This is a genomic window from Pseudomonas brassicacearum subsp. brassicacearum, from assembly GCF_008801605.1.
Lineage (GTDB): Bacteria > Pseudomonadota > Gammaproteobacteria > Pseudomonadales > Pseudomonadaceae > Aquipseudomonas > Aquipseudomonas brassicacearum.
The window spans coordinates 1,008,061-1,030,000 of the sequence record NZ_VZPJ01000001.1 but is presented as its reverse complement, the minus strand read 5'-3'; the positions used below and the strand labels follow the sequence as shown (position 1 = coordinate 1,030,000).

The 21,940-nt window shown below is 59.3% G+C and carries 21 protein-coding genes and 3 tRNA genes; 17 read left to right on the top strand and 7 right to left on the bottom strand.

All coding sequences use genetic code 11. The features are described from left to right. Nucleotides 1–55 precede the first annotated feature (55 nt). The 3 genes from xth to F7R20_RS04560 all read left to right on the top strand — a co-directional run bounded on the left by xth (nt 56) and on the right by F7R20_RS04560 (nt 3,434). Nucleotides 56–850, top strand: coding sequence for an exodeoxyribonuclease III (gene xth / locus F7R20_RS04570; protein ID WP_003199827.1), 795 nt, complete (start codon nt 56–58; stop codon nt 848–850). Between the two features lie 115 nt (nt 851–965). Continuing rightward, complete coding sequence (locus tag F7R20_RS04565; protein ID WP_003199829.1) at nt 966–1,790, top strand: arylamine N-acetyltransferase family protein; 825 nt, start codon at nt 966–968, stop codon at nt 1,788–1,790. A gap of 123 nt (nt 1,791–1,913) precedes the next feature. Next, the gene (locus F7R20_RS04560; protein ID WP_003199831.1) at nt 1,914–3,434 is read left to right on the top strand and encodes a nucleobase:cation symporter-2 family protein; all 1,521 of its coding nucleotides are present in this window, start codon (nt 1,914–1,916) and stop codon (nt 3,432–3,434) included. A gap of 75 nt (nt 3,435–3,509) precedes the next feature. On the opposite strand, the gene F7R20_RS04555 is transcribed toward F7R20_RS04560, so the two are convergent. Then, a complete protein-coding gene (locus tag F7R20_RS04555) occupies nt 3,510–3,863 on the bottom strand; it encodes a hypothetical protein (RefSeq protein WP_003199833.1) in 354 nt (117 codons plus the stop codon). A gap of 262 nt (nt 3,864–4,125) precedes the next feature. Between F7R20_RS04555 and F7R20_RS04550 the strand changes: the two genes are divergently transcribed. Beyond that, nucleotides 4,126–4,947: a shikimate 5-dehydrogenase gene (locus F7R20_RS04550; RefSeq protein ID WP_003199836.1), complete on the top strand. Its 822-nt coding sequence runs from the start codon at nt 4,126–4,128 to the stop codon at nt 4,945–4,947. Nucleotides 4,948–4,953: 6 nt separating this feature from the next. On the opposite strand, the gene F7R20_RS04545 is transcribed toward F7R20_RS04550, so the two are convergent. Further along, entirely contained in the window at nt 4,954–5,601 is a 648-nt protein-coding gene (locus tag F7R20_RS04545; RefSeq protein WP_003199838.1) for a YceH family protein, read from the bottom strand. A gap of 130 nt (nt 5,602–5,731) precedes the next feature. On the opposite strand from F7R20_RS04545, the gene F7R20_RS04540 reads away from it, so the two are divergent. Further along, entirely contained in the window at nt 5,732–6,241 is a 510-nt protein-coding gene (locus F7R20_RS04540) for a DUF1993 domain-containing protein (protein ID WP_003199840.1), read from the top strand. Between the two features lie 210 nt (nt 6,242–6,451). On the opposite strand, the gene sstT is transcribed toward F7R20_RS04540, so the two are convergent. Further along, on the bottom strand, nt 6,452–7,684 hold the full coding sequence (gene sstT / locus F7R20_RS04535; RefSeq protein WP_003199842.1) for a serine/threonine transporter SstT: 1,233 nt from the start codon (nt 7,682–7,684) through the stop codon (nt 6,452–6,454). 283 nt (nt 7,685–7,967) lie between these two features. Between sstT and F7R20_RS04530 the strand changes: the two genes are divergently transcribed. Next, nucleotides 7,968–9,119, top strand: coding sequence for an MFS transporter (locus F7R20_RS04530; protein ID WP_003199844.1), 1,152 nt, complete (start codon nt 7,968–7,970; stop codon nt 9,117–9,119). On the opposite strand, the gene nhaR is transcribed toward F7R20_RS04530, so the two are convergent. After that, nucleotides 9,116–10,012 (bottom strand): transcriptional activator NhaR, encoded by an 897-nt coding sequence (gene nhaR / locus F7R20_RS04525; RefSeq protein ID WP_003199846.1) that lies wholly within the window; start codon nt 10,010–10,012, stop codon nt 9,116–9,118. The genes F7R20_RS04530 and nhaR overlap by 4 nt on opposite strands. Nucleotides 10,013–10,151: 139 nt before the next feature. Between nhaR and F7R20_RS04520 the strand changes: the two genes are divergently transcribed. Further along, nucleotides 10,152–10,403, top strand: coding sequence for a hypothetical protein (locus F7R20_RS04520; RefSeq protein WP_003199848.1), 252 nt, complete (start codon nt 10,152–10,154; stop codon nt 10,401–10,403). Nucleotides 10,404–10,429: 26 nt separating this feature from the next. Next, nucleotides 10,430–11,179, top strand: coding sequence for a TerC family protein (locus tag F7R20_RS04515; RefSeq protein WP_003199850.1), 750 nt, complete (start codon nt 10,430–10,432; stop codon nt 11,177–11,179). A 70-nt stretch (nt 11,180–11,249) separates the two neighbouring features. Here F7R20_RS04515 and F7R20_RS31585 read toward each other — a convergent pair whose 3' ends face one another. Next, on the bottom strand, nt 11,250–11,414 hold the full coding sequence (locus F7R20_RS31585; RefSeq protein ID WP_003199851.1) for a hypothetical protein: 165 nt from the start codon (nt 11,412–11,414) through the stop codon (nt 11,250–11,252). 223 nt (nt 11,415–11,637) lie between these two features. On the opposite strand from F7R20_RS31585, the gene F7R20_RS04510 reads away from it, so the two are divergent. Beyond that, a complete protein-coding gene (locus tag F7R20_RS04510; RefSeq protein WP_003199853.1) occupies nt 11,638–12,315 on the top strand; it encodes a hypothetical protein in 678 nt (225 codons plus the stop codon). A 101-nt stretch (nt 12,316–12,416) separates the two neighbouring features. Beyond that, nucleotides 12,417–12,617 (top strand): DUF6021 family protein, encoded by a 201-nt coding sequence (locus F7R20_RS04505; protein ID WP_003199854.1) that lies wholly within the window; start codon nt 12,417–12,419, stop codon nt 12,615–12,617. Nucleotides 12,618–12,790: 173 nt separating this feature from the next. Here F7R20_RS04505 and pbpG read toward each other — a convergent pair whose 3' ends face one another. Both pbpG and folD read right to left on the bottom strand, forming a co-directional pair. Beyond that, entirely contained in the window at nt 12,791–13,729 is a 939-nt protein-coding gene (gene pbpG, locus F7R20_RS04500; protein WP_003199856.1) for a D-alanyl-D-alanine endopeptidase, read from the bottom strand. Between the two features lie 310 nt (nt 13,730–14,039). Continuing rightward, on the bottom strand, nt 14,040–14,894 hold the full coding sequence (folD, locus tag F7R20_RS04495; RefSeq protein ID WP_003199858.1) for a bifunctional methylenetetrahydrofolate dehydrogenase/methenyltetrahydrofolate cyclohydrolase FolD: 855 nt from the start codon (nt 14,892–14,894) through the stop codon (nt 14,040–14,042). Between the two features lie 281 nt (nt 14,895–15,175). Between folD and F7R20_RS04490 the strand changes: the two genes are divergently transcribed. The 7 genes from F7R20_RS04490 (at nt 15,176) to lon (ending at nt 21,930) form a co-directional block, all read left to right on the top strand. Beyond that, nucleotides 15,176–15,252 (top strand) — tRNA-Arg (locus tag F7R20_RS04490). 41 nt (nt 15,253–15,293) lie between these two features. Beyond that, nucleotides 15,294–15,369: transfer RNA gene (locus F7R20_RS04485), tRNA-His, on the top strand. Between the two features lie 58 nt (nt 15,370–15,427). Continuing rightward, nucleotides 15,428–15,512 (top strand) — tRNA-Leu (locus F7R20_RS04480). 422 nt (nt 15,513–15,934) lie between these two features. Next, complete coding sequence (tig, locus tag F7R20_RS04475) at nt 15,935–17,245, top strand: trigger factor (RefSeq protein WP_003199860.1); 1,311 nt, start codon at nt 15,935–15,937, stop codon at nt 17,243–17,245. 93 nt (nt 17,246–17,338) lie between these two features. Next, a complete protein-coding gene (clpP, locus tag F7R20_RS04470) occupies nt 17,339–17,974 on the top strand; it encodes an ATP-dependent Clp endopeptidase proteolytic subunit ClpP (protein WP_003199862.1) in 636 nt (211 codons plus the stop codon). A 114-nt stretch (nt 17,975–18,088) separates the two neighbouring features. Beyond that, nucleotides 18,089–19,372, top strand: coding sequence for an ATP-dependent Clp protease ATP-binding subunit ClpX (clpX, locus tag F7R20_RS04465; RefSeq protein ID WP_003183176.1), 1,284 nt, complete (start codon nt 18,089–18,091; stop codon nt 19,370–19,372). Between the two features lie 161 nt (nt 19,373–19,533). Further along, nucleotides 19,534–21,930, top strand: a complete 2,397-nt coding sequence (gene lon / locus F7R20_RS04460; RefSeq protein WP_003199864.1) for an endopeptidase La — start codon at nt 19,534–19,536, stop codon at nt 21,928–21,930. Nucleotides 21,931–21,940: the final 10 nt, after the last annotated feature.

Sequence of the window (21,940 nt, the reverse complement as noted above, 5' to 3'; positions counted from 1 at the left end):
CACCCAGTCCGGTTGTCGGTCACAACTGTGACTTGGCATTTCGAGTTCTGGCGCTATGAAAAACCTTCGGATCGCGACCTTCAACATCAATGGCATCCGGGCCCGGCTGCCCAACCTGCTGGAATGGCTGGAGCGGGAAAAACCCGACATTGCCTGTTTGCAGGAGCTCAAGGCGGTGGACAAGGATTTCCCGGCGGCGGAGCTGGAGTCGGTGGGGTACGGGGCGATCTGGCATGGGCAGGCGTCCTGGAACGGCGTTGCGATCCTGGCCCGTGACGCGCAGCCGCTGGAGAGCCGCCGAGGCTTGCCCGGTGGGGATGACGACAATCACAGTCGCTATCTGGAGGCGGCGGTGCATGGCGTGCTGGTGGGCTGCCTGTACCTGCCCAACGGCAATCCGCAACCGGGTCCGAAGTTCGATTACAAGCTGGCGTGGTTCGAACGGCTGATCGACTACGCCCAAGGGTTGCAGGCCAGCGATCACCCCGTGGTGCTGGCCGGTGATTACAACGTGGTGCCCACCGACATGGACATCTACAGCCCGCGCTCCTGGCTCAAGGATGCGCTGTTGCAGCCAGAAAGCCGCGCGTGCTACCAGCGGCTGCTGGACCAGGGCTGGACCGATTCGTTGCGCCACCTGTATCCGGACGAGCGGATCTACACTTTCTGGGATTATTTCCGCCAGCACTGGCAGAAAAACTCCGGGCTGCGCATCGATCACCTGCTGCTCAACCCGGCTGCCAGCGCCTACCTGAGCGAGGCCGGCGTGGACGCCTGGGTCCGGAACCAACCCCATCCCAGTGACCATGCGCCCACCTGGATCCGGCTGGCGTCACGCAAGCGGCGGTGACCAGGGAAGCATCCGGTCGATTGTTGTCTCTGTGAGGGGAATGCCTTATACCTGGCGCCCAATAGCAGTGCGCTTGTCGTGAGCGCAGCGCCGACCCTGGAAAAGGACACCCCTCATGAGTCACCCCCAACTGAGCGACACGGCCCGCTATCTGCGGCGCCTGGGTTTCGACGCCCCCCCAGCGCCGACCCTCGACACGTTGCGCCAACTGCAACAGCGCCATACCGCCGAATTCCCTTTTGAAACCCTGTCGACCTTGCTGCGTCAGCCCGTGCCCGTCGACCTTGAATCGGTCGAACGAAAAGTGTTCGAACAGGGGCGCGGTGGCTATTGCTATGAACTCAACCAACTGTTTTTGGCGCTGTTGCTGGAGTTGGGTTTCGACGCCCGCGGCATCACCGGGCGCGTGGTGATGAACGCGCCTGAAGGCTCTTGGGCTGCCCGGACCCACCGGCTGAGCCTGGTGACGTTCGACGGCGTGCGCTACATCACTGACGTCGGCTTTGGTGGCATGGTGCCCACTGCGCCGTTGTTGCTGGACAGCCGTGAAGCCCAAGCAACGCCCCATGAGCCGTACCGCATCGAAACCCATGCGGACGGTTATATGTTGCGCGCCAACGTCGCCGACGAATGGCGGCCGATGTACCTGTTCGATCTGCAACGCCAGGAAGACATCGACTACACCCTCGGTAATTGGTACGTCAGCAGTCACCCGGAATCGCCGTTCATGGGCCGGTTGATGGTCGCGCGTACCGGTGACGGGTTGCGCAAGACCCTGAACGGCAACAGCTATGCGGTGCACCGGATAGGGCAGGAGAGCGAGCGCCGGGTGATCGCCGATGCCGATGAGTTGATCGACTTGCTCGAACAAGAGTTTGGCCTGCGCGTACCGCCGCGCGAGCTGTTGCGGCCGGCGATCGTGGGGTTGCTCCAGCCATAAAAAGGCTGTTGGCCGGGGAGCCTGTTCCTGCGTATGGCAACAAGTTGTATACAACTCTATGGACATTTGTCCTGAGTTTTGAATACAGTGTGCCCATAACAAAAAACAGGGAATCCCCGAACCATGAAAACGCCCCATGTTTCACTCCCACGGCCCGAGGACGAAAACCTTGGCGTCGGCGCGAATATGGCTTACGGCCTGCAACATGTGTTGACCATGTACGGTGGCATCGTCGCCGTGCCATTGATCATCGGCCAGGCGGCCGGGCTCTCGCCCGCGGACATCGGTCTGTTGATTGCCGCGTCATTGTTCGCGGGGGGCTTGGCAACGTTGCTGCAAACCCTCGGCCTGCCGTTTTTCGGCTGCCAACTGCCCTTGGTGCAAGGCGTATCGTTCTCGGGCGTGGCGACGATGGTGGCGATTGTCGGCAGCGGCGGGGAAGGCGGCTTTCAAGCCATCCTTGGCGCGGTGATCGCCGCGTCCCTGATTGGTTTGCTGATTACCCCGGTGTTTTCACGCATCACCCGGTTCTTTCCGCCACTGGTCACCGGCATCGTGATCACCACCATCGGCCTGACCCTGATGCCGGTGGCGGCGCGCTGGGCCATGGGGGGCAACAGCCATGCCGCTGATTTCGGCAGCATGGCCAACATCGGCCTGGCCGCAGTGACCCTTGTGCTGGTGCTCCTGCTGAGCAAAATGGGTAACGCAACCATTTCGCGGTTGTCGATTCTGTTGGCGATGGTGATTGGTACCGTCATCGCTGTGTTCCTCGGCATGGCGGACTTTTCATCGGTCGGCCAGGGCCCGATGTTCGGCTTCCCGACACCGTTCCATTTCGGCATGCCGACTTTCCACATCGCCGCCATCCTGTCGATGTGCATCGTGATCATGGTGACCTTGGTGGAAACCTCCGCCGACATCCTGGCGGTGGGCGAGATCATCGACACCAAAGTCGACTCCAGGCGCCTGGGCAACGGCTTGCGGGCCGACATGCTGTCGAGCATGATCGCGCCGATCTTCGGTTCCTTCACCCAGAGTGCCTTTGCCCAGAACGTCGGGCTGGTGGCGGTGACCGGGATCAAGAGCCGTTTCGTGGTGGCGACCGGCGGGGTCTTCCTGGTGGTGCTCGGCCTGCTGCCGTTCATGGGCCGGGTGATCGCAGCGGTGCCGACCTCGGTACTGGGCGGTGCTGGTATCGTGCTGTTCGGCACGGTGGCTGCCAGTGGCATCCGCACGCTGTCCAAAGTCGACTACCGCAACAACGTCAACCTGATCATCGTCGCCACTTCCATTGGTTTTGGCATGATTCCCATCGCTGCACCGAACTTCTATGACCATTTCCCGAGCTGGTTCGAGACCATCTTTCATTCGGGCATCAGTTCTTCGGCAATCATGGCGATCGCGCTGAACCTGGCGTTCAACCACTTCACCGCCGGTAACTCCGACCAGCAGTCGGTTTTCGCCGCCGGCACCGAGCGAGTGTTGCGCTACCAGGACCTGGCGGCGCTTCGTGAAGGTGATTACTTCAGCGATGGCAAGCTGCACGACTGCGATGGCAACGAGATTCCCGTGGTGACTGAGCCTGTTCACGGGGCGGCGGAGCATGCGCCGGTCCGTTTGAAAAGCAGCGAGCACGTCTGACAATTACACTGTGGCGAATATGAAAAAGCCTGTGATCATTGATCACAGGCTTTTTTTTGCCACCCGGGAAGCTGATTACCAGCGACCGTAATGACCACGAGGCGGGCCATAGTAGTAGCCCCGTGGTGGCCCGTAATACACCGGCGCTGGGCGATAGTAGATCGGTTGCTCTACATACACCGGCTGTGGCTGGTAGTAGACCGGCGGTGGTTGCTGCACATAGACCGGCTGCGGTTGGTAGTAGACCGGTTGTTGCTGCACATACACCGGCCGATCACGGTTGATGAGGGCCGAGCCAACGATGGCCGAACCGACGATTGCGCCAAACACTGCGGGCCCCTCCCAACCACCACGACCGTGGGCGGATGCCTGGCCGGTGACCGCGAGTGCCCCCATGAGCAGGGCGATGATGGGAAGTCTACGATTCATGGCTGTTCCTCGTTTCGGCCCCGGCGCCTGTGGTCTGTAACAGACCCGATGAGGGTCGCGGGGATACTTGCTCTGACAACGATTTTCTCAGGATTTGCGACGCCGTTGGGTAAATATTGTGTAAGGTCTGTAGCGCTTTTCCTTACCGCGCCGCGTCATCCAGGGGCCTGAGACCGGGTCGGGGCTGGCGGTATCATCATCGAATAAAACCTTTCGCAGCGGTGATTCCGTCTGTCCGAAAGTGAATTGCAAGGAGACACGCATGCAGATCAATCCCAACAAAGACACCCAACTGTGCATGTCGCTATCGGGGCGTCCCGGAAACTTCGGCCTGCGCTTTCATAATCACCTGTATGAACAATTGGGCCTGAATTTCTATTACAAGGCGTTCAGCAGCCGGGACCTGCCTGGAGCAGTGGGCGGTATCCGTGCCCTGGGAATTCGTGGATGCGGCGTGTCGATGCCGTTCAAGGAAGCCTGCATTGCCCTGGTGGATGAGCTGGATCCTTCCGCCGCGGCGATCCAGTCCATCAACACCATCGTCAATACCAATGGCCATCTGAAAGCCTACAACACCGACTACATCGCCATCGCCCAGTTGTTGCAAAGCCACGCGGTGCCCAAGGACTCGACCTTTGCCTTGCGCGGCAGCGGCGGCATGGCCAAGGCTGTGGCCAGTGCCTTGCGCGATGGGGGTTACAAGAACGGGCTGATCGTTGCCCGCAATGAAGCCGCCGGGCGAGCCCTGGCCGAGTCCCTGGGGTATGAATGGCAAGCTGACCTGGGTACCCGGCGGCCACAGATGCTGATCAACGTCACGCCGATCGGCATGACCGGGGGGCCGGAAGCCGACCAGTTGGCGTTTGAGCCCGAGACCATCGTCGCGGCCGAAACTGTGTTCGATGTCGTGGCGATCCCGTCGGAAACGCCGCTGATCGTGCGCGCCAGGGCCGAAGGCAAGCGGGTCATCACCGGGCTGGAAGTCATTGCGATCCAGGCACTGGAGCAGTTCGTGCTGTACACCGGCGTGCGGCCCAACCTGGAGCAATTCGAAAAAGCCGTGGCCTTCGCCCGGTTGGCGTAGGCGCTGCTATTCCAGCCGCGACAGGCGTTCTTCCAGGGCCGCGATCCGCGCTTCGAGTTCTTCGATGCGCTCCAGCGAGACAGCGCCGCCGGCTCCACGCTCCACCGGGTGCTGGCGGGCGGCGAGAATCGCCTCGATGTCCGCCGGGTCGCCCATGGCGTGCACATAGCGGTCTTCGCGCTGGCCGGCCTGGCGTGGCACCAGCAGCGCCAGCCCCCGGGCGATCAGGCGTTCAAGCTGGTGCACCACTTGTTCGGCGTCTTCGAAGTCGTGCATCCGACCGCTGCGGGTCAGTAGCTCATTGACGGTTTGCGGGCCACGCAGGAACAGCAGGCCCATCAGGATCACTTGGGCCGGTACCAGCTCCAGGGCTTTGTCGACCCGATGTTCCCAGCGGTCGGCGCGGCTGCCCATCACCAGTTTGGTAAAGCCGCGACCTTCCAGTGCCCGCAGGCTCTGGCCGACCTGGCCCGGATTGAGGTTCATCACCGGTTCGCGGCTGGTTTTCTGGTTGCAGGCCAGGACCAGGGCGTTGAGCGTCAGCGGGTAGGTCTCGGGGTTGGTGGCCTGCTTCTCGACCAGCGTGCCGAGGATGCGGATTTCCGTGCTATTGAGCCGTGGTTCTTCAGCCTGGCTTTGTTCTTCGATGCTCATCGCGCGTTCCCTATGCTGTGGAAGCCGCCTAGCCTAATCCTTGCGCAATAAAAGACAAGCTGTGCAACAAGCCGTGGCTATAATCGCAGCCGTTTGATTCATTCTTTCCTGCCACCTGCATGAGATCGCCATGACTATTTCCCTGTACGCCGCTTCCGTCCCGGTTTTCAAGCAGATGCTCAACGCGTTGAGCGACGTTCTGAACAAGGCCGAAGCCCACGCCACCGCGAAGAACATCGACCCGAACGCCTTCCTGCAAGCTCGCCTGTACCCGGACATGTTCCCACTGGTGCGCCAGGTGCAGATCGCGGTGGACTTCGCTAAAGGTGTGTCTGCACGCCTGGCCGAGATCGAAGTGCCGAAGTATGAGGACAGCGAGACCACGTTCGCCGAGCTGCAAGCCTTGATCGCCAAGGTCTTGGCCTTCATCGACGGTATCCGCCCTGAGCAGATCGATGGCAAGGAAGGCATCGAAATCGTCACCCGTCCGGGCACGCCGAAGGAAAAACGCTTCAGCGGCCAGAACTACCTGCTGACCTACGGCCTGCCACAGTTCTTCTTCCACGTCACCACCACCTATGCCTTGCTGCGCCACAATGGCGTGGAAGTGGGTAAGCGCGACTACATGGGCGCGTTCTAACCCCGCAGGCATGAAAAAGCCCGGGACGGTGTGGGCCGTTCCCGGGCTTTTTTGTGGCTGACTGGCACATCCTCGGCGGATGTACCGCCGCTATCGCGAGCAAGCTCGCTCCCACAGGGGGCAGTGGCGCTCACACAATAGCTGCTACACAACACATCCCCTGTGGGAGCGAGCTTGCTCGCGATAGGGACCGAACAGCCACCGCAACTGTTACGCCGTACGCGCGAGCTTCTCTTCCTCACCCAGGCATGCGGCCGCTGTGAACAGCACATCCGTAGACGAGTTCAACGCCGTCTCCGCCGAGTCCTGCAGGACACCGATGATGAAACCCACCGCGACCACTTGCATGGCGATTTCGCTGGGAATGCCAAACAGGCTGCATGCCAGGGGAATCAGCAACAGCGAACCGCCGGCCACCCCGGATGCGCCGCACGCGCAAATCGCCGCGACAACGCTCAGCAGCACGGCCGTTGGCATATCCACTGCGATACCCAGGGTATGCACGGCCGCCAGGGTCAGCACGGTGATGGTAATGGCGGCGCCCGCCATGTTGATGGTCGCGCCCAGTGGGATCGACACCGAATAGGTGTCTTCGTGCAGGCCCAGGCGTTTGCTCAGTTCCAGGTTCACCGGAATGTTTGCCGCCGAGCTGCGGGTGAAAAACGCCGTGATACCACTCTCGCGCAGGCAGGTGAACACCAGCGGGTAGGGATTGCGACGCAGTTTCCAGAACACGATGAGCGGGTTGACCACCAATGCCACGAACAGCATGCAGCCAATCAGTACGGTGAGCAGGTGCAGGTAGCCGAGCAGGGCGCCGAAACCGGAGGTTGCCAGGGTCGAGGCGACCAGGCCGAAGATCCCCAGTGGGGCGAAGCGGATCACCAGGCGCACGATCACGGTCACGCCGTTGGACAGGTCTTCGAGCACGGTACGGGTGGTCTGGCCAGCATGACGAATGGCGATGCCCATGCCGATAGCCCAGGCCAGGATGCCTATGAAGTTACCGTCCATCAGCGCCCGGACCGGGTTATCCACCACGCTCAGCAGGAGGCTTTGCAGCACCTCGCTGATGCCACCGGGCGCCGTGACTGCGACGTCTTGGGTCGACAGCACGAGGCTGGACGGAAACAGCGTGCTGGCAACCACCGCGACCACTGCGGCGGCGAAAGTGCCCAGCAGGTAGAGGAACAAAATCGGCCGGATATGGGTTTCCTGGCCATGCTTATGGTTGGCGATCGAAGCCATGACCAGCACGAACACCAGGATCGGCGCCACGGCCTTGAGCGCGGACACGAAGACCTTGCCGATGAATGCGGTGGACTTGGCCACGTCGGGCGCCAGCCAAGCCAGGACGATACCGGCGATCAGGCCGATGACGATTTGCGTCACCAGGCTGGTGCGTTTGAGGCGTTGCATAGGGGTAACGGACGAAGCTGTCATAGCGGCATCTCTGATTTTATTGTGTGCGACGGTCGACGAGTCAGGGCAACAAGCGGGCAGGCCACATGAGCGGACCGTGAGAAAAGTACGGCGTTTTGCAGGCCGCGGACTTTATCACAGCCCGATGAAAAATCTGACGGACCTGTGACGATCCGTCACTCGGGTGTTCAAGCGCGTTTTGTCTGGTGGACGCATTCTGTTAGGCTTTGCCTTCATCACCTTTCTATATCCGCCAGCGAGCCCACGGGCTGACGCTGGTGTCGTCGTTTCGCTGGAGTTCTGCATGTTGTTACCCATTTTTCTGTTGTCGGCCGCCGGTTTTACGGTGCTGACCACGGAATTCGTCATCGTTGGCCTGTTGCCCTCTATCGCCCGCGACTTGCAGGTCAGCATCCCCCAGGCCGGGCTGCTGGTGACGTTGTTCGCGTTTACGGTGGCGGCGTTCGGGCCATTCCTGACGGCCTGGTTCGCCCGTTTTGAACGGCGCAAGTTGTTTATCAGTGTGCTGGTGATGTTCGGCCTGGCCAACATGCTCGCCGCAGTCGCCCCCAACATCTGGGTGATGGCCGTTGCCCGGTTGATTCCGGCCCTGGGCCTGCCGGTGTTCTGGGCGCTGGCCAGTGAAACGGCGGTGGACATTGTCGGGCCACAGTTGGCCGGGCGGGCCATCGCCCGGATCGGCTTTGGCATCGTCTGTGCCACGGTGTTCGGCATTCCCGTGGGCACGTTGATTTCCGATGCGTTTGGCTGGCGCAGTGCGTTCGCGATCCTGGCGGTCATCGCCTTCGCCAAGGCGTTGCTGCTGTTTATCTACTTGCCGAAAACCAATCTGCACCAGCATCAGGTGAGCTTTCGTTCGCAATTCAAGATCCTGCGCAGCCCGTTGATGCAAGGGCATGTGCTGTTGTCGATCCTGGTGTTCAGTGGCATGTTCACCGCCTACACCTATCTGGCGGATATCCTCGAACGCCTCGCCGGGTTCGATGGCACCCTGGTGGGCTGGTGCCTGATGGGCTTCGGCGCCGTCGGGCTGCTGGGCAATTCCCTGGGCGGTCGGGCGGTGGACCGGCATCCGTTGATCGCATCGATGGTCTTCTGCCTGTTCCTGATCGGCGGCATGGTGGCGTTGGTGCCGAGCATTCATTCACCCCTGGCGCTGGCGGCGGCGATGGGCATCTGGGGCGTGACCCAGGCGGCCTTGTTCCTGGTCAGCCATGTGCGGCTGATGAAGGCGGCCCCGCAGGCCCCGGCCTTTGCCGCATCGTTGAACATCGCCGGGGCCAACCTGGGGATTGGCCTGGGGGCGATGGTTGGTGGCCGGGTCATTGATACCCTGGGCCTGGGCAGTGTCGGGTTTGCGGCGGCCGGGTTCATCTTCGTATCGATCCTGCTGGCGTTGCTGCTGATGACCTTTAAACCTCGTGTCGCCTGCTAAGCGCTGAACAACTCGCGACGCGCGCCTTCGGCAATCGCGACGATGCCGGGGTGGCTGACCTTGCGCTCCACGGAAATGGCGTAGAAGGATTCGCTCACCGCGTCGGTCTGGCCGATCACTTCTACGCCGTACTGGCGCTTGACCTCTTCGGCGATCACGCTCGGGCCGATGAAAATCCCGCTGCCTGATTGGCCGAAGGCCTGCATCAATGCGCTGTCGTCGAACTCGCCGACGATGCGCGGCTGGATCTGTTGCTCGGCGAACCAGCGTTGCAAGCGGCTGCGCACCACGGTTTCCGGTCCGGGAATCAGCAACGGAGCGTCATGCAGGCCGTGGGGGAAATCCCGCCCGTAGCGTTCGGCCAGCGCGGCGGTGGCGAAAAAGCTGATCCCGCATTCCCCCAGTTTCTGGCTGTAGCCCTTGATGTCCAGGTGGGTCGGCATCGGGCTGTCGGAAATCACCAGGTCCAGACGCTGGATCGCCAGGTCCGCCAGCAGCCGTTCGAGCTTGTCCTCGCGACAGGTGATGCGTAGCGGCTCACTCAACTCCATGGTCGGCGCGAGCAGCCGGTAGACGATGGATTTGGGCACCACATCCGCCACCCCGACCCGAAACAGGGTTTGCTGCTCGTTGGGCTGGGCGCGCAGCATCAATTCCAGCTCACCGCCCAACTGGAACATGTGTTCGGCGTAGGGCAAGGTCTGGCGGCCGGCCTCGGTCAGTTCCAGCTGCCGTCCGACGCGGCGAAACAGCTTGATGTTATAGGTCTGCTCGAACAGGGAAATCTGCCCGCTGATGGTCTGAGGGGTCAGGTTCAACTGCTCGCAGGCGCGCACGATGCTGCCGGTTTTCGCCACCACCCAGAAGTAATGCAATTGTCGGTAATTGAGCATGGGTTCACGCGGATTCGTAAAAACCGAAGTATAACCGCTGAAAATACGAATTTTCCTGAAGTGTTCGCGTCTCTAGAATGCCTGGCCATTGGCGGGCCATTTTCGTGCACCTTCTATTCTCTCAAGAGGCATTTATTTCATGACATACAAATCCCTGGGACTTGCAGCCTTGTTGACGATGTCTGCAATGACATTGGCGGGCTGTGAACAGGCTGAAAAAAGTGCCCAGCAACTGATGGGACAGGCTGCGCAAACCGCCAAGCAGGCCATCGATGACACCCACAAGGCCGCCGAACAGGCGATCAGCGAAGCCACCGGCGGGTTGATCAGCCCGAAGAAGAAGCCGGCCGACGAAGCTGACGAAACACAAACCCCGACCAAAACCATCTAACACGTCACATCAGTCAGGACTGACCCATGGATTATCTTCTGCAGCTCGCCGCCAGCCCCACCGCGTGGATCGCCCTGGCAACTCTGGTGGTCATGGAAATCGTGCTCGGCATCGATAACCTGATCTTCATTTCGATTCTGACCAACAAGCTGCCCGCCCAGCACCGTGCCAAGGCACGGCGGATCGGTATCGGCATGGCGCTGATCCTGCGCCTGGGCTTGTTGAGCACCATTGCCTTCATTGTGCAGTTGACCGAACCGGTCATCGAAATCCTGGGTCAGGCGTTCTCCTGGAAAGACATGATCCTGATTGCCGGTGGTCTGTTCCTGCTGTGGAAAGCGACTACTGAAATCCACCACAGCATGGACCCGGCACCGGATGATCCCAAGTCGGCCACGTCCGGCGTGACCCTGGGCTTTGCTGCAGCGATTGGTCAGATCCTGATGTTGGACCTGGTGTTCTCCATCGACAGCATCATCACGGCTGTGGGCATGACCGAGCATTTGCCGATCATGATCATCGCGGTCGTTGTGTCGGTACTGGTGATGCTGCTGGCAGCCGAACCGCTGGCCAAGTTCATCAATGACAACCCGACGGTGGTGATGCTGGCCCTGGGCTTCCTGATCATGATCGGCATGACGCTGATCGCCGAAGGCTTCGGTGCCCATGTGCCCAAGGGTTATATCTACGCGGCCATGGCGTTCTCGGCGGCGATCGAAGTGTTGAACATGTTGTCCCGTCGGGCCAGGGAAAGGGCGTTGGCCGACAACGCCTGATGCCACGCAAACAGAAGCCACCCGGGTCGAGGCCCGGGTGGTTTTTTTTGAGGGTTTGAAAAGCGAATGCTCAGTGTGCGGTGGCGTGGCGTCGCGCGGATTTTGTGGTTTTTTCCGATTGCGCAGGTGGCGCGTGATGATGGCGCCGGGTGATCCGAAGCACGCCCCACAGCATGGCCGTGGCTACGCTCAGCCAGCCGAATATCAGCATCAGAATTGTCGTGGTCAGGCTCATCTGTGCCTCCTTTTATCCCCAGTCCGGGATCACGCACCTAATACATGGACAGTCTAGTCGCTCAAGTGTTGCAGGTAATCGATCCGTGGCGGTCGGGCACGGATCGGTTCGTTCTATCGCGCTCGTAAAACTGCCGTTATGGCTATACCCAGGGCTGTGCGCGCCTTATGATCGTCGACCCAAGCCTGGCCCGGATGCCGGGTGCCTGAACAAGAGAGTCATCATGTCGCCGGTCATTTCATCTTTTCGATCACTGGTACTGACGCTGTCCTGCCTCGTTGCCCTGGTGGGGTGTGCGGGCAGTGTGTCGCCGCAGATCCAGCGCCTGCCCGAACGGGTGGAGCTCAACAGCGTGCCGTTCTTTCGCGGCGAAATGTACCAGGGCGCCCCGCAGTCCCTGGCTGCCCTGCTGACGTTGCAAGGCACGGTGATCACGCCGGGGCTGCTGGAGAAACCGTTGCACCTGCCGGGTGGCGAAGCCGGTTTGCAGCAGAATATGCAAACCCTGGCGCGCGAATACGGGCTGCTGGTGTATCCCCTCGACGCCAAGCTGCCGGCGTTGTTGGAACAGGTCGCGGCAGGCTATCCGGTGCTGGTGCGCTATGTCGACGGTTCGGCGTTCTGGGCCGAGCCTCGGTACGGGATTCTCGCTGGCTACAACCGTCAGAAGCAGACGGTATTGCTGCGCTCAGGCATGAACCGACGGCAGTTGATGAGCTTCAGTGCCTTCGAATCGGCCTTCAAGAGCGCAGGCGGCTGGGCGGTGCTGGTCCAGCGACCTACGCAGCTTCCGGCCAATGTCGACTCGCAGCGGTGGCTCAAAGCGGCGGCCGAATTGGGCGGGGCAGGGCAGGAGCAAGCGGCGGCGCGGGCCACCAAGACCTTGGAAGCGGCGCATTGATCGTTCACCCCGTTCGTCACTTGCCGGGCACAACCTGGCAGGCCTGAGGCTCTTATCGTCAGGGTTGGGCATTTTCCGACCCGTGATTGGAGGAGGCACGCATGGCACAGTCGAAAACACCTACGGGGCCACATTCGTCAGAGCATTCCAGTGGTGATGACCTGGGGTTCGATCCGGATTCGCCGGACCTTGAGGACCCCCAGGTTGATCCGGTAGGGCCGGCCAAGGCGCCTCTGGACAAGAAGGATGGGCGTAAGCCCAAGCCCAAGCCCTATGATCCGCTGGGTGACCTGAAGGCCTAGGCATTATCTGTTCCGAGAGGCGTGGGTTGGTGTGTATATCCGTTATTTAGGTAACGGATATACACACCAAAGCAATAAAACAAAAAAACGGCGCTCCCCATTTCTGAAAGAAGCGCCGCTTTTTCTAAGTGAACAGCATTACGACGAGTCGGGGCTTTTCTGTGTGCCGCGGATTATTGGGAGGCTTCCACCACACCACTCTGGCGGCTCTTGAGATTCTTGGCAGCCTTGTATTGCAGGGCCACTGACGGCACGTCGGTGCTTTTTCCGGTCTCGACCCAGCTACGAATCCGGCTGGCATCGGCGAAGTGCGTGAACTTGCCGAATGCATCGAGGATCACCAGTGCCATCGGGCGATTGCCCATCTTCGTCACCAGCACCAGGCAGTGGCCGGCCTCGTTGGTGAAACCGGTCTTGGTCAACTGGATATCCCAGTTGGCCTTGTGGATCAAGTGGTCGGTGTTGCGAAAGCCCAGGCTATACACAGGCTTGCGGAAGGTAACGGTCTTTTCCTTGGTGGTGCTCAGTTCGCTCAGCAATGGATACTTGCGAGCGGCGATCAGCAGCTTGGTCAGGTCCCTGGCGGTCGAGACGTTGTGGATCGACAGGCCCGTCGGTTCGACGTAATGGGTGCTGGTCATGCCCAGCGCCTTCGCCTTGGCGTTCATGGCGGCAATGAACGCCGCATAGCCACCTGGATAGTGGTGGGCGAGGCTGGCGGCGGCGCGGTTTTCCGAAGACATCAGGGCGATCAGCAGCACGTCCCGGCGCGACAGCTCGCTGTTGAGTTTGACTCGGGAAAACACGCCCTTCATCTCTGGGGTGTTGGCAATGGTGATGGAGATGTACTCATCGAGGTTCTGTTTGGCATCCAGCACGATCAGGCCGGTCATCAACTTGGTCACCGACGCGATGGGTACCACCACGTCCGGGTTGCTCGAATAAACGACTTTATCCGTCTGCAGGTCCAGCAACATCGCGCTGCCCGAGGCGACTTGCAGCTTGGTCGTGTCCCGGGGGGCCGCGATGGTTTCCTGTGCAACGACATTTTGCGTGATAAAGCTGCCTGTGAAAGCGATGAATAGGCTGATGATGGAAAGACGGATTTTCACGCGAGTAGACTCGATAGAGTTGAAGGTGCCGTTGAGCAACGACTTTTAAAAAAAACGTCGCATTTTAGGAGTATGGGCGACAGCAGCGCTATATGCCTGTATCGCCAGGGCTTGTGAATAAATAAAGTTTCATGAGGGGGATTTTGGCGAAACGAATCTGAAAAATTCGTAATTTGGCGGCTAAAGTCCGGTCGCCAGAAACACCTGTGGGAGCAAGCTTGCTCGCGATAGCGACGTGTCAGTCAACTGGATGTTGGCCGGTCCATCGCTATCGCAAGCAAGCTCGCTCCCACAGGTTTGTGGACGCGTATCAGCTGTGCAGCGTTTCAGCCGCGTACAACGTGTTTTCCAGCAGGCAGGCGCGGGTCATCGGGCCTACGCCGCCAGGTACCGGCGTGATCCAGCCGGCGCGGGGCAGGGCGGTCTCATAGACCACGTCGCCCACCAGCTTGCCATCTTCCTGGCGATTGATGCCCACGTCGATGACGATGGCGCCTTCCTTGATCCACTCGCCCTTTACCAGGCCGGGTTTGCCGGCAGCCACCACCACCAGGTCCGCGCGGCCGACATGGCCAGCCAGATCCTTGGTGAAACGATGGGTCACGGTCACGGTGCAGCCGGCCAGCAGCAGCTCCATGGCCATTGGACGACCAACGATGTTGGACGCACCCACCACTACGGCGTCGAGGCCATACAGGTCCACGCCAGTGCTTTCCAGCAGCGTCATGATGCCTTTAGGGGTGCAGGGGCGAAGCAACGGAATGCGCTGGGCCAGGCGACCGACGTTATAAGGATGGAAGCCATCGACGTCTTTGTCCGGGCGGATACGCTCCAACAGCTTGGAGGCGTCGAGGTGTTCAGGCAGCGGCAGCTGGAGCAGAACGCCGTCGATGTTCGGGTCATCGTTCAGGCGATCGATCAGATCGGCCAACGCTTGCTGGGTGGTTTCGGAAGGCAGGTCGTAGGCCTGGGAAAGGAAGCCGACCTCTTCACAGTCTTTACGCTTGTGCGAGACATAAACCTGAGAGGCAGGATCGCTGCCGACCAGGATCACCGCAAGGCCGGGCGTACGCAGGCCTTGCTGGCGGCGCTCGGTGACTCGTTGGGCGATCTGCTGGCGCAGGCTGGCGGCGATCGATTTGCCGTCGATAAGTTGTGCAGTCATTGCGCGTGGTTAACCATCGAGAGGGGAAAAAAAGAGAACGCATTCTCGCATGCCGGGGCGTGGGGGCAAAGGCGCTTGGTCTGCAAATTCCCCTAACCCCTTTAATTAAATGAATTTTTTTCAAAAAAGAGTTGACGACCTATCAGGCCGTCTATAACATTCGTCGCACTTGTCGGGCACAGCCTAGCACTGGTTAAGAAGGTGGAGCGGAGTTGGTTGTTTCAACTCGGTAAAACTGAAAGCACTTAGTTTGTAATCGTCCAAGAATACAGATTAAAAAGGCGCCCGTAGCTCAGCTGGATAGAGCATCCGCCTTCTAAGCGGATGGTCGCAGGTTCGAGTCCTGCCGGGTGCGCCAATTAGGCAGCTTTGGCACAAGTAAGGCAACAAGGCAATATGGTGGGCGTAGCTCAGTTGGTAGAGCACGGGATTGTGACTCCCGTTGTCGTGGGTTCGATCCCCATCGTCCACCCCATATTCTAGAAAGGCGCCAGATCTAACAATCTGGCGCCTTTGCTTTAAAAGCTTGATACGCGGATGTGGTGGAATTGGTAGACACACTGGATTTAGGTTCCAGCGCCGCAAGGTGTGAGAGTTCGAGTCTCTCCGTCCGCACCATACAAGTCGCTATTTAAATAGCAGAAAACGGCGCAGTACCTGAAAAGGGCTGCGCCGTTTTTGTTTTCAGTGGTTCTGTGTTTGGCGTCGGTACGGTTTTTGGAGCTGCGCGCAGCGGTCGGTTCTTCGTGAATGTGTTTCGTGATGATGCGCGGTATGCCCGTTGGTCTCCTTGTGGGGCGGGGCGCTGCGCGACCGGACAAGCCCCTTCTATATATAGAAGCGTTGGCGCAGAGCCTTGGACTGAATCGACTGTATTTGCAATCCGGGTGGGGCATGACCGTTTGCCCTGTCCTAAATCCGGCGCCTGTTTCCAGCGCGTTTTCAGTAGGGTGACTTCTTGAGTTTGACCTACTAGAATGCATGCCCTTGATTCTGGGGTCGGAAACGCCCGGCCAACGTCTGTGCAACGAGGAATATCCATGCAAGTTTCTGTTGAAAATACTTCTGCTCTTGAGCGCCGCATGAGCATCACCGTGCCGGCTGAGCGCATCGAGACTCAGGTCAACAAGCGTCTGCAGCAGACTGCCCAAAAGGCCAAAATCCCAGGTTTCCGCCCAGGCAAAGTGCCAATGAGCGTGATCCGTCAGCGTTACGAAGCTGATGCGCGTCAGGAAGCCGTGGGCGACGTGATCCAGTCTTCGTTCTACGAAGCGGTCGTCGAGCAGAAGCTGAACCCGGCCGGCGCTCCGTCCGTCGAGCCTAAAGTGCTGGAAAAAGGCAAGGACCTGGAATTCGTCGCCACGTTCGAAGTGTTCCCTGAGTTCACGGTTGCCGGTTTCGAATCCATCGCCGTCGAGCGCCTGAGCGCTGACGTGTCGGATGCCGACCTGGACAAGATGCTGGACATCCTGCGCAAGCAGAACACCCGTTTCGAAGTGACTGAGCGTGCTGCCCAGAACGAAGATCAACTGAACATCGATTTCGTCGGCAAGGTCGACGGTGAAGTGTTCGCGGGCGGTTCCGCCAAGGCTACCCAGCTGGTGCTGGGTTCCGGCCGCATGATTCCTGGCTTCGAAGACGGCCTGGTTGGCGCCAAGGCCGGTGAAGAGCGCGTTCTGAACGTGACCTTCCCTGAGGACTACCAGAACCTGGACCTGGCTGGCAAAGCCGCCGAGTTCACCGTGACCGTCAACACTGTTTCCGAGCCGAAACTGCCTGAGCTGAACGAAGAGTTCTTCGCCCAGTTCGGCATCAAGGAAACCGGTCTGGAAGGTTTCCGCACCGAAGTTCGCAAGAACATGGAGCGTGAGCTGCGCCAGGCCATCAAGTCCAAGGTCAAGAACCAGGTCATGGACGGTCTGCTGGCCTCCAACCCGATCGAAGTGCCAAAGGCCCTGCTGGACAACGAAGTGAACCGTCTGCGCGTGCAGGCTGTTCAGCAGTTCGGTGGCAACATCAAGCCGGACCAACTGCCTGCCGAACTGTTCGAAGAGCAAGCCAAGCGCCGCGTCGTGCTGGGCCTGATCGTCGCCGAAGTGGTCAAGCAGTTCGAACTCAAGCCTGACGAAGCCCGCGTTCGCGAGCTGATCCAGGAAATGGCCTCGGCCTATCAAGAGCCTGAGCAAGTCGTGTCCTGGTACTACAAGAACGACCAGCAACTGAACGAAGTCCGTTCGGTTGTGCTGGAAGAACAAGTTGTGGATACTGTTCTGCAGAAAGCTAGCGTGACCGATAAAGCGGTCTCTTACGAAGAAGCGGTCAAGCCGGTGGAAGCTCCACAAGCCGATTGATGGTTCTGCGGTAAGAAATAAACACCCATAAGCCAGCCTTCGTGCTGGCTTATGCGTATTCAAGACATAACTATTTGGGAGTGACTGCGAGACATGTCCCGCAATTCTTTTTATCAGCAGAGCTCTGACATCCAGGCCGCAGGCGGCCTGGTCCCGATGGTTATCGAGCAGTCCGCCCGCGGCGAACGTGCCTATGACATCTACTCGCGTCTGCTCAAGGAACGCGTCATCTTTCTGGTGGGCCCGGTAGAGGACTACATGGCCAACCTGATCTGTGCGCAACTGTTGTTCCTTGAAGCCGAAAACCCGGACAAGGATATCCATCTCTATATCAACTCCCCTGGCGGTTCGGTGACGGCGGGCATGTCGATCTACGACACCATGCAGTTCATCAAGCCTAACGTTTCGACGACCTGTATCGGTCAGGCTTGCAGCATGGGTGCGTTTTTGCTGACAGCTGGTGCCCATGGCAAGCGTTACTGCCTGCCGAACTCGCGCGTGATGATTCACCAGCCGCTGGGCGGTTTCCAGGGCCAGGCATCGGATATTGAAATCCATGCCAAGGAAATCCTCTTCATTCGCGAGCGCCTCAATACCTTGATGGCCAAGCACAGCGGGCGCACGCTAGAAGAAATCGAGCGCGATACCAACCGCGACAATTTCATGAGCGCTGAAGCCGCACGTGAATATGGTCTGATCGATGAAGTGATCAACCAGCGCCCCGCTTAAAAAATAAGCAGCTCAAAATGAGGTTGATCGGCAGGTCCGATCACCTGCGGGCTTGAAAAAGCCCGCAATTGCCTTCATCTTGTGTTGCAAGCCTATCGGATTTGGATCGATCGAATGACTGACACCCGCAACGGCGAGGACAACGGCAAACTGCTTTATTGCTCCTTCTGTGGCAAAAGCCAGCATGAAGTGCGCAAATTGATTGCCGGCCCCTCGGTCTTCATTTGCGACGAGTGCGTCGACCTGTGCAATGACATCATCCGCGAGGAGGTGCAGGAAGCCCAGGCCGAGAGCAGCGCGCATAAATTGCCTTCGCCTAAAGAAATCAGCGGCATCCTTGATCAGTATGTGATTGGTCAGGAACGTGCGAAAAAGGTACTGGCCGTAGCGGTGTACAACCACTACAAGCGCCTGAACCAACGTGACAAGAAGAATGACGACGTCGAACTCGGCAAGAGCAACATCCTGCTGATCGGCCCGACAGGCTCGGGTAAGACCCTGCTTGCCGAAACCCTGGCCCGCTTGCTGAACGTTCCGTTCACCATCGCCGACGCAACCACCCTCACTGAGGCGGGTTATGTGGGTGAGGATGTCGAGAACATCATTCAGAAGTTGTTGCAGAAGTGCGACTACGATGTGGAAAAGGCCCAGATGGGCATTGTCTACATCGATGAAATCGACAAGATTTCCCGCAAGTCCGACAACCCGTCCATCACCCGGGATGTTTCCGGTGAGGGCGTGCAGCAGGCCTTGCTCAAGTTGATCGAAGGTACGGTCGCTTCCGTTCCACCCCAAGGTGGTCGCAAGCATCCGCAGCAGGAATTCCTGCAAGTCGACACCCGTAACATCCTGTTCATCTGCGGTGGTGCGTTCTCCGGCCTGGAAAAGGTTATTCAAAACCGTTCCACCCGTGGTGGCATTGGTTTCAACGCCGAAGTGCGCAGCAAGGAAGAAGGCAAGAAAGTCGGTGAATCCCTGCGTGAAGTCGAGCCTGACGATTTGGTCAAGTTCGGTCTGATCCCGGAATTCGTCGGTCGTCTGCCGGTCCTGGCGACGCTGGACGAGTTGGATGAAGCGGCGTTGATGCAGATCCTGACCGAGCCGAAGAACGCCCTGACCAAGCAGTATGCCAAGTTGTTCGAAATGGAAGGTGTAGACCTGGAATTCCGTTCCGACGCGCTGAAATCGGTCGCAAAACGTGCCCTGGAGCGTAAGACCGGTGCCCGTGGATTGCGCTCGATTCTCGAAGGCGTATTGCTCGACACGATGTACGAGATCCCCTCGCAGTCCGAGGTGAGTAAAGTCGTGATCGATGAAAGCGTCATAGAAGGCAAGTCCAAGCCACTGTATATCTATGAAAACAGTGAGCCGGCTGCCAAGGCCGCACCGGACGCTTAAGCGTTCGGCTGCCGGAACAAAGGAGGGGCCTTCGGGCCCCTTTGCTTTTTGCGCGTTTTAGACGTGTCTTAGCGCTTGTTTTTTTTCAAGGCTGCCCCCATCTTGGTTTCAAGCTTACTTCCATCTGTTTCCGGCCCGAGGGCCGCCGTAGAGGCGAAATCATGAAGACAACCATCGAATTGCCTCTCCTGCCATTGCGCGATGTCGTGGTGTATCCGCACATGGTTATCCCGCTGTTCGTGGGGCGCGAGAAGTCCATCGAAGCCCTTGAGGCTGCGATGGCGGGTGACAAGCAGATTCTTTTGCTGGCTCAGAGAAACCCGGCCGATGATGATCCCGGCGAAGACGCACTGTATCGCGTAGGTACGATTGCAACGGTTCTGCAATTGCTCAAGCTGCCCGACGGCACCGTCAAGGTCCTGGTCGAAGGCGAGCAGCGCGGTGCTATCGAGCGTTTCAGCGAAGTGGACGGCCATTGCCGGGCCGAGGTGTCGCTGATCGAAGAGGTCGATGCGCCCGAGCGTGAGTCAGAGGTGTTTGTCCGCAGCCTGCTGTCGCAGTTCGAACAATACGTGCAACTGGGCAAGAAGGTGCCTGCAGAGGTCCTGTCGTCGCTTAACAGCATCGATGAGCCTGGGCGACTGGTCGATACGATGGCGGCCCATATGGCCCTCAAGATCGAGCAGAAGCAGGAAATTCTCGAAATCATTGATTTGTCGGCCCGTGTCGAACACGTGCTGGCACTGCTCGACGGCGAAATCGATCTGTTGCAGGTCGAGAAGCGCATTCGCGGTCGCGTCAAGAAACAGATGGAGCGCAGCCAGCGCGAGTACTACCTGAATGAGCAGATGAAGGCCATTCAGAAAGAGCTGGGCGATGGTGACGAAGGCCACAACGAAATCGAAGAGCTGAAAAAGCGCATCGATGCCGCCGGCTTGCCCAAGGATGCACTGGCCAAGGCCCAGGCTGAGCTGAACAAGCTCAAGCAAATGTCGCCGATGTCTGCTGAGGCCACCGTAGTGCGCTCCTACATCGACTGGTTGGTCCAGGTGCCGTGGAAAGCCCAGAGCAAGGTGCGTCTGGACCTGGCGCGTGCCGAAGACATCCTCGACGCCGACCATTACGGCCTGGAAGAGGTCAAGGAGCGTATCCTTGAATACCTCGCCGTGCAGAAGCGCGTGAAGAAGATTCGTGGCCCGGTCCTGTGCCTGGTCGGTCCTCCTGGGGTCGGTAAAACCTCCCTTGCGGAGTCGATTGCCCACGCGACCAACCGCAAATTCGTACGCATGGCTCTTGGCGGCGTGCGCGATGAGGCGGAAATTCGGGGGCATCGCCGTACCTACATCGGTTCGATGCCAGGAAGATTGATTCAAAAGATGACAAAGGTCGGCGTGCGCAATCCGCTGTTCCTTTTGGACGAAATCGACAAGATGGGTAGCGACATGCGCGGCGATCCCGCCTCTGCGTTGCTCGAAGTCCTCGATCCTGAGCAGAATCACAACTTCAACGATCACTACCTGGAGGTCGACTACGACCTGTCGGATGTGATGTTCCTCTGCACCTCCAACTCCATGAATATTCCGCCGGCGTTGCTGGACCGGATGGAGGTGATTCGTCTTCCGGGCTACACCGAGGACGAGAAGATCAACATCGCCGTGAAATACCTTTCGCCCAAGCAGATCCAGGCCAACGGCCTGAAAAAAGGCGAGCTGGAATTCGACGAGGAAGCGATTCGCGACATCATCCGCTACTACACCCGCGAAGCCGGTGTACGTGGCCTGGAACGGCAGATTGCCAAGGTCTGCCGCAAGGCGGTCAAGGAACATGCGCTGGAAAAACGCTTCGCGGTCAAAGTCACTGCGGACCTGCTGGAGCACTTCCTGGGCGTACGCAAGTTCCGCTACGGCCTCGCCGAGCAACAGGATCAGATCGGCCAGGTGACTGGCCTGGCCTGGACCCAGGTCGGTGGTGAGTTGCTGACCATCGAAGCGGCCGTGGTGCCGGGCAAGGGGCAACTGATCAAGACCGGTTCCCTGGGCGACGTGATGGTCGAATCGATCACCGCTGCGCTGACGGTGGTTCGCAGCCGCGCCCGGAGCCTGGGCATTCCCCTGGACTTCCATGAGAAGCGCGACACGCATATCCACATGCCTGAAGGGGCTACGCCCAAGGACGGCCCAAGCGCTGGTGTAGGCATGTGCACGGCCCTGGTCTCGGCATTGACCGGTATCCCGGTGCGTGCCGACGTCGCCATGACGGGTGAAATCACGCTGCGCGGCCAGGTCCTGGCGATTGGCGGCCTGAAGGAAAAACTGCTGGCGGCACACCGTGGTGGGATCAAGATCGTGATCATTCCCGAAGAGAATGTCCGCGACCTGAAGGAAATTCCTGACAACATCAAGCAAGATCTTCAGATCAAACCCGTTAAATGGATTGACGAGGTCCTGCAAATTGCGCTGCAATACGCGCCGGAGCCCTTGCCGGATGTGGCTCCGGAGATTGTCGCGAAGGAAGAAAAGCGAGAGTCTGACTCTAAGGAAAGAATTAGCACGCATTAATACGCATTTG

Coding starts and splice junctions, on each gene's coding strand:
- xth (WP_003199827.1), top strand. CDS start 56: ATGAAAAACCTTCGGATCGCGACCTTCAACATCAATGGCATCCGGGCC.
- F7R20_RS04565 (WP_003199829.1), top strand. CDS start 966: ATGAGTCACCCCCAACTGAGCGACACGGCCCGCTATCTGCGGCGCCTG.
- F7R20_RS04560 (WP_003199831.1), top strand. CDS start 1,914: ATGAAAACGCCCCATGTTTCACTCCCACGGCCCGAGGACGAAAACCTT.
- F7R20_RS04555 (WP_003199833.1), bottom strand. CDS start 3,863: ATGAATCGTAGACTTCCCATCATCGCCCTGCTCATGGGGGCACTCGCG.
- F7R20_RS04550 (WP_003199836.1), top strand. CDS start 4,126: ATGCAGATCAATCCCAACAAAGACACCCAACTGTGCATGTCGCTATCG.
- F7R20_RS04545 (WP_003199838.1), bottom strand. CDS start 5,601: ATGAGCATCGAAGAACAAAGCCAGGCTGAAGAACCACGGCTCAATAGC.
- F7R20_RS04540 (WP_003199840.1), top strand. CDS start 5,732: ATGACTATTTCCCTGTACGCCGCTTCCGTCCCGGTTTTCAAGCAGATG.
- sstT (WP_003199842.1), bottom strand. CDS start 7,684: ATGACAGCTTCGTCCGTTACCCCTATGCAACGCCTCAAACGCACCAGC.
- F7R20_RS04530 (WP_003199844.1), top strand. CDS start 7,968: ATGTTGTTACCCATTTTTCTGTTGTCGGCCGCCGGTTTTACGGTGCTG.
- nhaR (WP_003199846.1), bottom strand. CDS start 10,012: ATGCTCAATTACCGACAATTGCATTACTTCTGGGTGGTGGCGAAAACC.
- F7R20_RS04520 (WP_003199848.1), top strand. CDS start 10,152: ATGACATACAAATCCCTGGGACTTGCAGCCTTGTTGACGATGTCTGCA.
- F7R20_RS04515 (WP_003199850.1), top strand. CDS start 10,430: ATGGATTATCTTCTGCAGCTCGCCGCCAGCCCCACCGCGTGGATCGCC.
- F7R20_RS31585 (WP_003199851.1), bottom strand. CDS start 11,414: ATGAGCCTGACCACGACAATTCTGATGCTGATATTCGGCTGGCTGAGC.
- F7R20_RS04510 (WP_003199853.1), top strand. CDS start 11,638: ATGTCGCCGGTCATTTCATCTTTTCGATCACTGGTACTGACGCTGTCC.
- F7R20_RS04505 (WP_003199854.1), top strand. CDS start 12,417: ATGGCACAGTCGAAAACACCTACGGGGCCACATTCGTCAGAGCATTCC.
- folD (WP_003199858.1), bottom strand. CDS start 14,894: ATGACTGCACAACTTATCGACGGCAAATCGATCGCCGCCAGCCTGCGC.
- tig (WP_003199860.1), top strand. CDS start 15,935: ATGCAAGTTTCTGTTGAAAATACTTCTGCTCTTGAGCGCCGCATGAGC.
- clpP (WP_003199862.1), top strand. CDS start 17,339: ATGTCCCGCAATTCTTTTTATCAGCAGAGCTCTGACATCCAGGCCGCA.
- clpX (WP_003183176.1), top strand. CDS start 18,089: ATGACTGACACCCGCAACGGCGAGGACAACGGCAAACTGCTTTATTGC.
- lon (WP_003199864.1), top strand. CDS start 19,534: ATGAAGACAACCATCGAATTGCCTCTCCTGCCATTGCGCGATGTCGTG.